At 46.0% G+C, this 13,866-nt stretch carries 9 protein-coding genes and 1 tRNA gene; 5 read left to right on the top strand and 5 right to left on the bottom strand.

Annotated features, from left to right (window positions below; all coding sequences use genetic code 11):
- The first annotated feature begins 14 nt into the window (after nt 1-14).
- Nucleotides 15-257, top strand: coding sequence for a hypothetical protein (locus BC343_RS22395; protein WP_162276916.1), 243 nt, complete (start codon nt 15-17; stop codon nt 255-257).
- Here BC343_RS22395 and BC343_RS22390 read toward each other — a convergent pair.
- From BC343_RS22390 to BC343_RS22380, 3 genes are all read right to left on the bottom strand, one after another.
- Nucleotides 254-1,111 (bottom strand): DUF3800 domain-containing protein, encoded by an 858-nt coding sequence (locus BC343_RS22390; protein WP_078350015.1) that lies wholly within the window; start codon nt 1,109-1,111, stop codon nt 254-256. The genes BC343_RS22395 and BC343_RS22390 overlap by 4 nt on opposite strands.
- A gap of 169 nt (nt 1,112-1,280) precedes the next feature.
- Nucleotides 1,281-1,354, bottom strand: a tRNA-Ala gene (locus BC343_RS22385).
- A gap of 70 nt (nt 1,355-1,424) precedes the next feature.
- Nucleotides 1,425-2,537 carry a S1/P1 nuclease gene (locus BC343_RS22380; protein ID WP_162276915.1) on the bottom strand — a complete coding sequence of 371 codons (1,113 nt, stop codon included), beginning with the start codon at nt 2,535-2,537 and terminating at the stop codon, nt 1,425-1,427.
- 192 nt (nt 2,538-2,729) lie between these two features.
- Between BC343_RS22380 and BC343_RS22375 the strand changes: the two genes are divergently transcribed.
- The gene (locus tag BC343_RS22375) at nt 2,730-3,650 is read left to right on the top strand and encodes a VOC family protein (protein ID WP_143822311.1); all 921 of its coding nucleotides are present in this window, start codon (nt 2,730-2,732) and stop codon (nt 3,648-3,650) included.
- Nucleotides 3,651-3,720: 70 nt separating this feature from the next.
- Here BC343_RS22375 and BC343_RS22370 read toward each other — a convergent pair whose 3' ends face one another.
- Nucleotides 3,721-5,229 carry a glycoside hydrolase family 43 protein gene (locus tag BC343_RS22370; protein WP_078350116.1) on the bottom strand — a complete coding sequence of 503 codons (1,509 nt, stop codon included), beginning with the start codon at nt 5,227-5,229 and terminating at the stop codon, nt 3,721-3,723.
- 170 nt (nt 5,230-5,399) lie between these two features.
- Between BC343_RS22370 and BC343_RS22365 the strand changes: the two genes are divergently transcribed.
- Together BC343_RS22365 and BC343_RS22360 are read left to right on the top strand one after the other, a co-directional pair.
- A complete protein-coding gene (locus tag BC343_RS22365; RefSeq protein WP_078350013.1) occupies nt 5,400-6,392 on the top strand; it encodes a ligand-gated ion channel in 993 nt (330 codons plus the stop codon).
- Between the two features lie 159 nt (nt 6,393-6,551).
- The gene (locus BC343_RS22360) at nt 6,552-7,700 is read left to right on the top strand and encodes a DUF3095 domain-containing protein (protein WP_078350012.1); all 1,149 of its coding nucleotides are present in this window, start codon (nt 6,552-6,554) and stop codon (nt 7,698-7,700) included.
- 251 nt (nt 7,701-7,951) lie between these two features.
- Here BC343_RS22360 and BC343_RS22355 read toward each other — a convergent pair whose 3' ends face one another.
- Nucleotides 7,952-12,178, bottom strand: coding sequence for a hybrid sensor histidine kinase/response regulator (locus BC343_RS22355; RefSeq protein ID WP_078350011.1), 4,227 nt, complete (start codon nt 12,176-12,178; stop codon nt 7,952-7,954).
- 344 nt (nt 12,179-12,522) lie between these two features.
- Here BC343_RS22355 and BC343_RS22350 point away from each other — a divergent pair, with 344 nt between their 5' ends.
- Complete coding sequence (locus tag BC343_RS22350) at nt 12,523-13,566, top strand: NAD(P)-dependent alcohol dehydrogenase (protein WP_078350115.1); 1,044 nt, start codon at nt 12,523-12,525, stop codon at nt 13,564-13,566.
- Nucleotides 13,567-13,866 lie beyond the last annotated feature (300 nt).

Raw genomic sequence — 13,866 nt, 5'->3', positions numbered from 1 at the left:
TGGAGACACCCACCATGGCTGGCCAGATTTGCCAAATATCGAATTTAAATACGAACGAAAATTCGACTGATGTTTACATTATCACTGAAGACCCTGCGCCTTTTAAAGAAGGTGATGAAATCCGGATTGTAAAATTAAGGGATTTGCAGCGAAGCATCCGAAACCCGTCTGCCGCGCCGCACATTACTGTCCGGAAATCCGATTTGAATGTCATTGCAGATAATCTGGAAGAATATATTAAAAGCTGGAATAATTAATTCCGCGCATTGTAAAAGCTTTCCACAAAATCCTCCACGCTTAAACGCGGCAAGTTTTCCGACTGTTTATATTTATTTCTAAATAACGTATCGTATATCGCCACTGTGTCCGCATCGCTTTTTAACGGGATCTTAACCATGTTGGGGGCATTGAATTGCGCATAGGTAAAGTATTCCCTGATTGTCTTTTCAAGATCAGTATTATTGGATTTTGAAAGGAACAGTCGTTGCTTGTTCATCATAAATGCAGCAAAATCAGCCAATTGTAGCATCGGCTCATCATGTGACTTTTCGTATTTGATTAATTCATTTTTCAGCCTGCTGCCAAATAGTGTACATTTTTGAACTGTCCCTCCTTTTTGCCTGCCGGAGTCAATTATTATTTCCAGTCCCTCATTATCAAGGCGGTGTTCAGCTAAATAAGTTTTTATTTGAACAAGAAGGCAAATAAGTGCGAGATCTCCGTTGTCGCTTACTTTGAAATTATCTTTTCTAAAATTCTTACCCTCCGCGATTATCCGGTTGCGTTCATAATCTTTAGATGTGAAAGTTTGTACAAAAACCGGGAAGTTTTTATTTCTAAAATAATCGGCGAAATAATGTATTATCGCCAATCTTTCACCCAGTTCCATAGACTTAAAATCGCCCTGTCCTTGTAAGATATCTGAAAAGTGAAATTCTTTCGGGCCTGTTTGGGTAAGGTCTTTCAAAAGTTCTGTCATTTCGCAACAGGCATCATTATAATCACTATCATTTAGAACAAGTGCGACCCATGTCTTCGCATCTTTACTGTCATAAATACTTTCACTAACTGTACCTGGACTTCCGGTGTCATCAATAAAAATTCGTATCATATAATGTAAATGGTGGTAAAAATGGCGGGGGATTTCAAATGATCATCAATCGAGAATACCAGATTAATGTTTCATTTTAAACCTTTTTAAACCAATTTATGTTTTACTTGGGTTTTACTTGAAAGAGAAAGGGCTTTACGAAAACTCGTAAAGCCCTGATTATCAAGTGTGGAGAATATCGGAGTCGAACCGATGACCTCTTGCATGCCATGCAAGCGCTCTAGCCAGCTGAGCTAATCCCCCGTTGGGGCTGCAAATATATTATATTACGGGTTAATTTAAAATTATAATAAAAATTTTTGCAGCCGCTTTTTTACAGCTTTATCAGCTGCGCCGGTTTGGTAATTTCTATCTGCGGTTTGCCCCGGCGGTCGGCCACTTTGCCGTGGATGGTGAGTTTGGTGCCAATGGTTTTTATTGGGCCAGCAAATGCCCTTGCATCGCCGCGGAAAACCATGGTTAATGGTGTATTTGGTTGCGCAGCGCCAAGGTCTATCAAAGTTATGCCGTCAAGTTCTTTAATGCCGGCTACTTCTGTGGTTATGCTTACGGTTTCGCCAATGTGTTTGGCAGCATCAGCTATTTCTATCGGTGTGTAAGTTACAGGCGCTGCTGCCGGTTGTGCAGATGCTTTTTTCTCCAGAGCTTTCACAAGTTTAGGTGTAAACAAAACGTTCAACAACCCTGCAAGGCGTATGCCTGCTTTTTCAACACGCTCGTTTACAATACCAATGTGCGATTGGTAAAATTCTTCGCCCAGTTCGGTGCCGGGTTTGCACTCATCGTAGAGGCGGGTGCTTAGTTGGTAGCTTTCCCAAAGCCAGGTTTTTAGGTCATCGGCCTGCCATTGTTTTATTTGGGTGGCGCTCGCGGTATCCAGTTTTTCGGACATTTGTGCCGAGCTAAGGCCCTGTTTGCTTATCAGGCGGCTATCCCAAAGCGAATGCAGGTTTACATCGCGCCCGTCAAATTTCAGCATAATGGTATTGCCGCCCTGGTCTTCCTTGCGCGATACATGGAAGGGCTGGTGCAGATCGCCTACAAAGTGTACCAGGAACTTGAGTGCCTGTTGTTTTTCCTCAAAGCTGCTTCCGGGATTCTTAATAATGACCTGTTTGGCCTGTATGGCTTTGTAAACGTTATCCTGCGGCTGGTTGGTAATTTCATCATCGAACTGCCCGCGCGAGAGACCAAGCGGCACGTTGATAAAATGCTGCGGGAAGGTTTTCTCGTCAATAATATCATCGGCCCAGTTGGCTACATCCTTTAACGAATCGCTGCCGAGCAGTAATTTTACACCTTTGCTTGCCTCGGGTGTAAGGTGTTTTTCGGCTATGATGCCTACTGCCTGGTGCCCAACAAATCCCCACGAAACCAATACTAATGCCAGCGCAACGGCCAATACCGATAGAACACGTTTTTTCATGCAGCAAATGTAGGCATGCATTTGTTTAATGGCGAACCGAAGCACAAACTTAACATTGGGGCAGTGTTTGTCGCAAATAGCCCTTTAAATGTCTTTTCGGCACCTTACGCATGGTGTGCGTTTGTGTTAGTTTTGTTTCGTTAAAACATCACTCTTTAAAAACACTTATTATTAAACACCAATTTAAAAACCATGTTAGCCATTAAACCACATATCTGGTTCGATCAAGGCCAGTCAAAAGAAGCTGCCGAATTTTATGCATCGCTAATGCCCAATTCGGCTGTTGATTATGTAAACCACTTCCCTATGCCGGGCGGTGGCCAATGTGATATTGTAGAGTTTACTTTTGCCGGGCAGTCTTTTTTGGGTATCAGCAGCAACAACCCGGGGCTGAAGATAGAGCCCGCGATATCTTTCATGATCAATTTCGATCCCTCGCAGGATGCTGATGCAGTTACCCGAATAGATGAGGTTTGGGAGAAGTTGTCCGACGGTGGCAAAGTGATGATGCCGCTGGGTAGCTACCCTTTCAGCAAACGCTATGGTTGGGTAGCCGATAAATACGGCGTATCCTGGCAACTAATACTCACCAACCCCGAAGGCGAAGAGCGCCCGGTGATCATCCCATCGATGATGTTTACCGAAGATGCTGCCGGCAGGGCAGAGGAAGCCATTGATTTTTATACCTCGATATTTAAAGATGGCAAACGCGGCACCACCGCACCCCGCCCGGAAGATATGGGTCCGGATAAAGCAGGCTCGCTGATGTTTGCCGACTTTTATGCAGATAAAACCTGGATAGCCGCTATGGATAGCGCGCACCCGCATGGCTTTAAATTTAACGATGCGGTATCGCTGCTGATCCCATGCGAAACGCAGGAAGAGGTAGACTATCTGTGGGATGCCCTTCCGGCAGATGGTGGCAAGCCCGGGCAATGTGGCTGGCTGAAGGATAAGTTCGGTGTATCGTGGCAAGTGTCATCGGTGGTAATGCTGAATGGATTGAAAAACGGCACGCCCGAACAGATAGAGCGCATTACGTCTAGTTTTATGGGGATGGGGAAGTGGATGTTGCTACCATCCAAAAAGCTTTCGATGGCGAATAAGCGGTAAATAAAAAAGGCGATCTGATGAGGTTATGCCTCTTCGAGATCGCCTTACTGATTAGGGTTAGGGAAAGTCTTTATTTGTTTACTACGCTGAATGCTTTAAATGCCGCTTCCTGATTTGCGGCACCTTTAAAGTGCAGCCCCCCACGCGGGCTGCGGTCCCATTGTGGTAGCGATGAAAGTTTTGCAGGCTCGGCGGTTTTTAACTCTGTCCAGGCAGTTTTGCCCTGGCGATAGAAGAAACGGATATCTTTACCCTCTGCTACCTCAAACTTTACCTCTACGGGCGATGTATTTTTTATTGATGCCTCTGCAAGATTAGCAAACTTATTGTCGGCCACCTGCCATACTATCACCTTGTTGTTTTGGGTACCTATCCCCAACGCCGCATTGGCATCGCCGTAGTAGGCAAGGCCTTTTAAGGCCGTGTTGTTATTGGCTACGGTTACGGCCATATCAAAACTGCCCGAAAACGAGCGTGCTGCCAATACAATGCCTGTTTGGTTACCCGCTTTTGTACTGCCCGATAGATGCAATGTGCCGGCCTGCTGTTTTATTTTAGGGGTAGAATTACGGAAGTCCCATGCCCAATATTTGGCTATGCTTGCAGTATTGAAGTTGTCTGTTATGTTTGGCACAATGCCACCTGCAAGTTTTTGCGTGGTAAACACGGGCCAGCCATGGTTTTGTGGCCAGGTAAGTTGCGACATCAGTCCCTGCCTGCCGGTGTATACGGTGCTTTCGCGGTTGTAGGCGTGGTGCAGGTAGTACTCGGCACCGTCTGTACCGGTTACAAAAGTGCCATGCCCCATACATTTCCACTTTTCGTTTTCGGAAAGGATAGGGTTATTAGCATACACCTCATACGGGCCTGCAAAGTTTTTGGCGCGTGCTACCCTGATGTTGTAGCTGCAACCGGTTCCGCAGCAATTGCCGGCGGAATAGAACAAGTAGTAGTAGCCATCTTTTTTCAGGATGCTTTGCCCTTCCATGCCTATACGCGGCTCATCTTTTAATAGTGAGAAAGGTTCGCCTTCCAATTTCAAGCCGTTGGCAGAAAGCTTATAGCCCAATATCTCGATAGGGCGGTTGTCTAAACCATAAGCTTTAAAGGTGATGTACAGCTGCCCGTTATCATTAAAAATGAAAGCATCTATAGCTTCTTTACCGAATGGGATGAGCACGCCATGGTTTACAAAGCCTTTGTCGGGATAGCGGGAAGTGGCCACGCCGATGTAGGAGGTATTGTCGGATTTGCGGCGGGCGGTATAGTACAGGTAATAGGTATTGCCGATCTTATAATACTCGGGCGCCCAGAATGACCCGGATGTCCACGCGGGCGTTTTATCGAAAGCGTAGCCCACCTGCTGCCAGTTTTTTAAATTGGTAGATTTATAAATGGGGAAATGCGGCGCCCATTCCGACGAGGTACCCACAGCGTAATAGGTATTTTTTACGCGGATGATGGATGGGTCGGCAAAATCGCCGGGTATAACAGCACCATCATTTCGCTGTGCGAAAACGGAAAAAGGGAGTAAAAGGCCTAAAGCAAAGCTTAGGAAAAATGGTTTAAAAAATCTCATAAAAAAATAGGTCACGAAGGTTAGCCAAGATAAATAAATGCCTTTGGGCAAGGCAAATTTTTAATTCGTCATAACGTATCAATAGTTGGTTAATTTGAATTAAGGTTGTTATAGATGGTTATGCGCTTTGAAATAAAAAAAAGCTAATTTTAGCTGTTTAAGCCCCTTTCATGAAAAACATCCAACGCATAGTTTTAGCCATCGCACTTATTGCATTTTTATTCCCTGTTTTTTCAGCAAAAGCGCAAAAGGCTGCTCCCGATACCGTGACGGCCGGCATTTATGTAACTAGTATACACGATATCAACTTTAAGGATAAAGAGTACAACATCAACCTGTGGCTGTGGCTCAAATACAAAAACAAAAAGTTCGATTTTGTGAAGAACCTCGAAATTCCGCAGGCGAAATCGTTCACTACATCCTACTCTACAGTTGATAGCACAGGCGGGCGCATTTACCTGCTGATGAAACTGCAGTGTGTAATGAAGGATACCTGGGCCATTAATAACTTCCCGTTTGATAAACAGAAATTGCGCTTTTCTATCGAGAACTCGCAGTTCGACTCAAAATCGCTGGTGTTTAAGGCGGATACGCTGGGCGAGCACTTTGATAAACGTTTCACCCTGCGCGGCTGGACAGTAGACAGCCTCGATATTACCACCGGCATCAAAAAATACGAAACGGCCTTCGGTGACGAAAGCCTGCCCAAACCCCACACCGAATACAGCAATTTTAAAATGCGGCTACAGATAGACCGCGATGCCATGGGCCTCTTTTGGAAGATGTTCCTTGGTATGTACGTGGCCTTCCTGATAGCCTACATGTGTTTTTACATCCATACGGATAGTATCGATTCGCGCTTTGGGCTTAGCGTGGGGGCGCTGTTCGCAGTTATTGGTAACAAGTATATTGTCGATTCGGCCTTGCCCGAATCGACGACCTTCACATTAGTGGATAGTTTGCATGGCACTACGTTGTTATTCATCCTAACGGTAATTATATGCACCGCCTATTCACTCAGGTTGGTGAAACTGGAAAAGATAGACCAAGCCAAACGCTTCGATTTTTTATGTGCGCAAGTGCTGCTTTTCGCATATCTCGCCGTAAATGCCTGGCTGATATACGGCGCTAACCATATGCCGGTATTGGCAACTATTAAATAGTATTGATTGTCATTTGTTTGCCTATTGAATTCATGTAATTTCAAAATAAAACCCATGTAATTTCAAAATGAAAGCCGTGTAAATTCAAAATGGCGCTTCAAGCCGATACATCCCAATGCTAATATTAACTCGTATATCTTTATAAATAAACATCAACCCATGCCTGCCGATAACAGCCAGTTTTATGCGCAATTGCCTATTAACCGCATGCCTTTAGGTGAGCTGCTGGTGAGCGATGCGCTTTTTGCTGATGTGCCGGCCAACTGGCATGTGGTGGTTACCGATATCAAGAACTCCACTAAATCGGTACTGAATGGCTCGCACGAGAACGTTAACCTGATTGCCACCGGCAGTATTGTAACCGTGCTGAATATTGCTTTTGGTATGGGCGTAACTGTGCCGTTCTTTTTCGGTGGGGATGGTGCTACATTTATTTTGCCACCCGAAATTATCGAACAGGCCATGCAGGCGCTGGCGGCTTACAAAATGCAAACACAAGAAAACTTCGGGTTAGAACTGCGCACCGGTACCATACCGGTAAAGGATATTTATGAAGCCGGGCATCATTTGCATATAGCCCGCTTTAGCAGCAGCGAAACATTCTTTATCCCGGTGGTGTTAGGCAACGGGCTTAACCATGCCGAACGCATCATCAAGGGTGAAGATTACATGCTGGCCGCCACCGGCGCAACTACTGAGCCTGACCTGAGCGGTATGCAATGCCGCTGGGACCGCATAGCCCCGCCCGAGAATAAGGAGGAGGTGGTGAGCCTGTTGGTTGTAGCGCTACCCGGCCATCGCCAATCGGAAGTGTTTAAGGAGGTGATAGATGCGATGGATAATATTTACGGCCCGCCGCAAAAGCGCCAGCCTATATCTGTCGCGAAGCTCAGGTTCAACAGTACCTTCTCTAAAATAAGTACCGAAATGATTGCCCGTATTGGCCGTGTAAAATGGCTTCAACTACTTAAAACCTGGGCAACGGGGCTGTTCGGGTACCTTTACTTCCATACTCGCAATGGTAAAAAATACCTGAAAAGCCTGGTAGAAATGGCTGATACACTGGTGATAGATGGCAAGATAAATACCGTAATATCGGGCACCACGAAACAGCGCAATAGCCTTACAAAAGTTTTAGACGAATTAGAAGCCGATGGTAAACTCATTTACGGGTTGCATGTAAGCCGCGCCTCAATTATGTCCTGTTACGTTCGCGACCTAAAGGACGGGCACATTCATTTCGTTGATGGCTCCGAAGGTGGTTATACACAAGCCGCACGTATGTTAAAAGGTAAAGTGAAGAAATAGGTATTTTAAATACCATTAAATGTCCCGGTAGGGCAAAGCAATTGAGCCAATTGTAACAACCCCGTAGAGGTTAAAGCTTTGTAGAAAATATAGTAAAAGCAAATCAACGCCGTTAGGTGTTGAACTCCATTTCGTTGAGTACCTACGGCACTCGACAGATTGGTTGTACGTTTTTTTCTACAAAGCTTTCGCCCCTGACGGGGCGGCAGGGCATTGTGTATTATGTTTTTACCACCACCGACTCGTAGTAACTACGCCAGGTCCTTCGCTTCCGTTACCCTTTTCAATACCCCAACCAGATCCTCAAGCTTCATTGGTTTTGATAGATAATCGTCCATGCCGCCTTGTATGCATATCTCGCGGTCTTCGGGCATGGCGTTGGCCGTCATGGCTGCAATGTAGGGTTGGTAGCCGTTGTTTTCGCGTATGTGTTTGGTGGCTTCCAGTCCGTCCATTTGCGGCATCTGTATGTCCATCAGTATAATATCGTATTCCTTTTCCTTCAATTTTTCCAGCACCTCTAAACCGTTCTCTACCATCTCGGGTTTGTAACCCAGTTTACCCAATACGCGGTCTATCAGTTTTTGGTTGATCATGTTATCCTCGGCAACCAGAATGCTAAGCGGATGCGCTTCTGCAAAATCGGCCTCCAATACCTTTTTACCTGCGACTTCTGCAGTGGCAGTGGCTTGCTTATTAAAGGCTTTGTTTATAGCCTCGTACAAATGGTGCTGCTTAACCGGTTTTACCAGTATCGACGAGAACAGCCCCGGGTATTTAGTACGCGTTTCATCGCCTATCGAGCTAAGCATAATAACCGGTAGGGCGGGGTATTTCACTTTCAACTGCTTGGCCAGGTCTATGCCGTCCATTAGCGGCATTTCCATATCGGTTATCAGTAGCTTAATGTCGTTCTCTTCGCCAAGTATTTTTAAAGCGTCATAGGCGGACAGAACCGGTACCGGTTTCAGTTTCCAATTGGCCAGCTGGCGTTCTATAATGGTAAGGTTGGTCGCATTATCGTCAACCACCAAAACCTGTGTGCCGGCCAGGCTACTCAGGTCGTATATGTGGTTGTCTTTTATCGGGTTTTTGCTCTCATCGGTAGTGATGAAGAAGCCGAATACCGAGCCTTGCCCATAAACACTATCCGCCCAAATTTCGCCGCCCATCAGGTGTACCAATCGCTCGCATATAGCAAGGCCCAAACCTGTGCCGCCGTATTTGCGGGTGGTAGATGAATCTACCTGAGAGAAGGCCTTAAACAGGCGCGACAGTTTTTCCTGAGGGATGCCTATACCGGTATCTTTCACGGTAAAACCGATTTGCAGGTTGCCGGGTGCTGAGTTCTCGGTAAGGAATACCTTCACGAAAATTTCACCTTTCGAGGTAAACTTAATGGCGTTATTGATCAGGTTGATGAGTACCTGTTTCACCCGCAGGCTATCGCCTATAATGTGCTGCGGTACGTTCTCATCTATTTCGTAAACGAGGTCTATCCGCTGCTCGGTAGCTTTTTTGGCGAATAGGTCCATCACTTCCTCAATGGTGCGGCGCAGCACAAAATCTTCGTGCTCTACTTCCATCTTGCCCGATTCTATCTTCGAGAAATCGAGGATATCGTTTATCACACTCAGCAGGCTCTCGCCGCTGTTGATAATGGTATCGGTGTACTCGCGCTGCTCATGGTCCAGTTTGGTTTCGGATAGCAGGGAGGCCATGCCTATAACGCCGTTCATCGGTGTGCGTATCTCGTGGCTCATGGTAGCCAAAAAGATGCTCTTGGCCTGGTTGGCCTTTTCGGCATCTTCGCGGGCCGTTTGTTCCTGTTCTTTTTGTATGGCCAGGGCATCGTTCAAGTCCTGCAGGTAATCGCTTTGGGTTTGCAGCTCTTCCGATTGTGCGTGCAGTTCTTCGTTGGCCTGCAATAGCTCTTCGGCCTGCAGACGCACTTCTTTCGTCCGCTCGGCAACCTGTATCTCCAGTTCGCGTTTTTGTCGTTTTATAGTGCTTACGCGGATGTAGTAAATGGTATAAATAGCCACTATAATAAACAGCACCGCCAGTACCCTAAACCACGTGGTCACCCAAAACGGAGGGTTTATCACCACAGTGATGGTTGCTCCCTGCGTGTTCCAAACATCATCGTTATTGGAGGCTATCACCCTAAAAGTATACGTGCCCGGCGAAAGGTTGGTGTAACTGGCACGATGCTCTTCGCCGGCGGTTATCCAATCGTCATCAAAGCCTTCCAGTTTGTACTTGTACTGGTTGTTGCGGTTGATAATGTAATTCAACGCCACAAAGCTGAACGCTATAGATGATTGTTTGTAGTTGAGTGTGATCAACTTAGTATAGGTGGCCCCAAGTTTTAGTATCGAATCTTTGGCACCGGTAACAATGCTTTTGTTGAATATCTGGAAATCGGTAATGTAAACCGGCGGCGGCTGCAGGTTGGTTTTTACGCTATCGGGGTAAAAGCTATTGAAGCCTTTTATGCCACCAAAAAATATTTCGCCGTTGCGGGTTTTGAGGTACGCGTTGGCCTCAAACTCCATCCCCTGTAAACCATCGTAAGTATTGTATTGCTTGGTTACGCCGGTTTCGGGGTTGAGCTTTACTACGCCGCGATTGGTAGATATCCAAAGGTTGCCGCGTTTATCTTCGGCAATGCCTTTAATGAAGTTGATATTAAGCCCGGCTTTTTGAGTGAATAATTTAAAGTCGTTAGTCTTTTTATCGAGCAGGTATAAGCCCGCCATACCCACCCAAAAGCGGCCTTTGCTATCGGCAAACAACACACGCGAGTCGGTCTTTTTAATGGCCGGGTCTAAATAGTGCGTAAATTGTTTATCGGTTAAGCTGTACTTATTAAGCCCGCCATCATCGGTACCGAACCAAACATTGCCTTCTTTATCCTCAGCTATGGACACCACGTTTTTACCACTGAAGCTGGTTTTTCCATCAGGGCTTTTGGTAACGCGGGTAAAGCGATGTGTTTTGGTATCAAGCAGATTCAGTCCACCGTAATAGGTGCCAACCCAAAAGTTGCCCTTGCTATCCAGCAGCATGGCTTGCAGGAAATCGGAACTGATAGAACCAGCAACGGCAGGGTTATTGGTAAACCGCGTGAAGGTGCCGGTTTTGGCGTCCATCAGGTTTAGGCCGCTGCCCCAGGTACCTACCCAAAGGTTGCCCGCAGCATCTTCGGTAATATCCTGTATGTTGTTTGATGACAGGCTTTTTGGGTTGCCCGGCTGGTTTTTATAGTGCTTAAAGCTTTCGGTTTCGCGGTTGTAAAGATCTATCCCGCCGCCATCCGTACCTATCCAGATGTTGCCTTTACGGTCTTCGTAAAGTTCTTTCACATCATCGTAAGTAAGCGTGTTGGTGCTTATACCGGGGCGGTAAAGTTTAAATTTATCGGCCTCGGCCACATAAAGGTTTACGCCGCCGCGGTGGGTGCCTATCCACATACTGCCCTGGTTATCCTGGTAAATGGCAGATACCGTCATGTTAGATAAGCCCGACGGATTCTCGGGTTTAGGGCGATATTTATGGAAGCTGTTGGTTTTTGGCCTGAAAAGGTTCATGCCCTGGTTAACCGTTCCTACCCAAATATTGCCATCTTTATCGGCAAATACCTGCAAAATTAAATTGCCCGACAGGCTGCCCGGGTCATTAGCCTGATTGCTGAATAACCTGAAACTTTTATCGGCAAGGCCGTAACGTGCTACGCCCACCTCGTTGATGCCCAGCCACAGGTTTTGGCCCATGCCTTCCGCTATCGATACGATGTTTTTGTTGCCGCTTAACCCTGCAATAGCAAAGGGTTTAAAGGTGCCGCTTTTATCATCGTAAAGGCTCAGTCCCTTTTGCGTGCCTGCCCAAAGATGGTTTTGCTTGTCGCGATAGAGGGTGTTTACCGAATCAGAATTGATGCCGCCATTAGAATGCCTAAGTTCTTTAATGCTACCGCTTTGCATATCGAACAGGTCTACACCTCCTTCCAGCGTGGCTACCCAAAGTTTACCGGCATTGTAAGCTGTAATAGCAGTTACGCATTTTGCATGCGGCAGCGGATAATTGCGGAAAGTTTTAGTAATAGGGTCATAGCGGCTTATTCCGTTTGAGGTGCCTATCCAAAGTTTATGGTTGCCGTCTTCGTAAATGCAGTTGATAAAGTTATCGCCAATGCTGGCTTTGTTAGCGCTATCGGTACGGAAGATAACAGCGTTGATGCCATCGTAGCGGTTAAGCCCGTCGCGCGTGCCGAACCACATAAAGCCGCGGCTATCCTGATAAATACAATTGATGGTGCTGTTTGAGAGGCCCTGCTCATCGCTGATATGGCGGAAGCGTTCGTCGGAAATTTGAGCAGCAAGAATTTGGGGAACAGCAAAAAAGAAAAAAAGCAAAAGCTTTTTTAAAAGAACGCTTACACGGTGAATATATGCCGTAGGGGTTGGGCTTATCATTATCAATTAGGGGTATAAACAAAAAACTGCCGACGGTAAAAAATAACTAACAGCCGGGCAGCTTCTCCAATGTATACGCAAAAGGTTCTTAAACAGATTTGGAATATCGGCATTTTTTGAAAAAAAAGTATGCGCTTCTCCATTTATTATGAGTTACTTAAAGTGCCGGTAAGGATATTAAATTACTAATTAAATTTAATGGACAAAAATGCCCCTTTTTGCTCCTGGTGCAATGTAAAAGTAATTTTGATGAGTTGTGCTTTGCATAGCAATATGTGGGTGTATATTTGTTTAGGCCATTCGGCCGAAAAACGAAAACTTACTTATCAAAAACTAAATTTACCATGATCAAAGCAAAAGCTTATGCAGCCCGGGACGAGAAAACCGACCTGGCGCCCTGGGACTTTGAGCGCCGCGAAGTTGGCCCACACGATGTGCAGTTTGATATTTTGTACTGCGGCGTGTGCCACTCGGACCTTCACCAAATTAAAAACGACTGGTTCCCCGGGATATTCCCGATGGTGCCCGGCCACGAGATTGTGGGCCGCGTTGTAAAAGTGGGCAACCACGTAACAAAATTTAAAGTAGGCGACCTTGCCGCAACCGGCTGTATGGTTGATAGCTGCCAGGTTTGCGAAAACTGCAAGCAAGATCTGGAGCAGTATTGCCTGGAAGGCAGCACCCAAACCTACAACAGCATGGAGCGCGATGGCTCGATGCCTACCTATGGTGGTTACTCAAGCACCATTGTTGTTCGCGAAGAATTTGTGCTATCTTTAAAAGAAGGTGTCGACCTGGCCGCTGTTGCGCCATTGTTGTGTGCCGGTATTACTACCTACTCGCCGCTGCGCCACTGGAAAGTTGGCAAAGGGCATAAACTTGCCGTGTTGGGCTTAGGTGGTTTGGGCCATATGGGTGTTAAGTTCGGCGTTGCTTTTGGTGCCGAAGTTACCGTGCTAAGCACCTCGCCTGCTAAGGAAGAAGATGCTAAAAAACTGGGTGCGCACCATTTTGTGGTAACTAAAGACCCTGAGCAAATTAAAGCTGCCATGGGTACTTTCGATTTTATTTTGGATACCGTATCGGCCCCGCACGATTTTAATATGTACCTATCGTTATTGCGCACCAATGGTGTGATGATATGCGTTGGCGTACCGCCCGAGCCTGCTCAAGTAGCGGCATTCAGCCTGTTAGGCGGCCGTAAAAGCCTTGCCGGATCGGGCATTGGCGGCATAAAAGAAACCCAGGAAATGTTGGATTTCTGCGCCGAAAACAACATCGTATCAGATATCGAGCTGATCGATATCAAAGATGTTACTGAATCCTACAAACGCATGGAAAAAGGTGATGTACGTTACAGGTTTGTAATTGATATGAAGACTTTGTAAGGATATCTTTTTGGAATTTGAAAGGCGTAGATGGTGAATCTGCGCTTTTTTTTTTGCGGCGGAGTTTAACCGCAAAGAACGCAGAGAAAAAACGCAAAGAAGCGCAAAGCCTGTTTTGTCGCTATTTTTAAGAATAAGATATAACCGCTATAAGGCTTATTACCATAAACCTAAATCTTTTATTTAGTTTGCAAGGCTTTGCGTTTCTTTGCGTTAACAGATATGCAAATTCTCTGCGCCCTTTGCGGTAAAATAGCCACAATGGCGTCCTCCCAAAAAAGAACAGGATATTAATTTATC

It is taken from the genome of Mucilaginibacter pedocola, from assembly GCF_002013915.1.
GTDB lineage: Bacteria > Bacteroidota > Bacteroidia > Sphingobacteriales > Sphingobacteriaceae > Mucilaginibacter > Mucilaginibacter pedocola.
This window is presented reverse-complemented; position numbering and strand designations above follow the sequence as displayed.

Bases quoted from the DNA above. Each gene is read 5' to 3' on its own strand.
- BC343_RS22395 (WP_162276916.1), top strand. From the start codon at position 15: ATGGCTGGCCAGATTTGCCAAATATCGAATTTAAATACGAACGAAAAT.
- BC343_RS22390 (WP_078350015.1), bottom strand. From the start codon at position 1,111: ATGATACGAATTTTTATTGATGACACCGGAAGTCCAGGTACAGTTAGT.
- BC343_RS22380 (WP_162276915.1), bottom strand. From the start codon at position 2,537: ATGAAAAAACGTGTTCTATCGGTATTGGCCGTTGCGCTGGCATTAGTA.
- BC343_RS22375 (WP_143822311.1), top strand. From the start codon at position 2,730: ATGTTAGCCATTAAACCACATATCTGGTTCGATCAAGGCCAGTCAAAA.
- BC343_RS22370 (WP_078350116.1), bottom strand. From the start codon at position 5,229: ATGAGATTTTTTAAACCATTTTTCCTAAGCTTTGCTTTAGGCCTTTTA.
- BC343_RS22365 (WP_078350013.1), top strand. From the start codon at position 5,400: ATGAAAAACATCCAACGCATAGTTTTAGCCATCGCACTTATTGCATTT.
- BC343_RS22360 (WP_078350012.1), top strand. From the start codon at position 6,552: ATGCCTGCCGATAACAGCCAGTTTTATGCGCAATTGCCTATTAACCGC.
- BC343_RS22355 (WP_078350011.1), bottom strand. From the start codon at position 12,178: ATGATAAGCCCAACCCCTACGGCATATATTCACCGTGTAAGCGTTCTT.
- BC343_RS22350 (WP_078350115.1), top strand. From the start codon at position 12,523: ATGATCAAAGCAAAAGCTTATGCAGCCCGGGACGAGAAAACCGACCTG.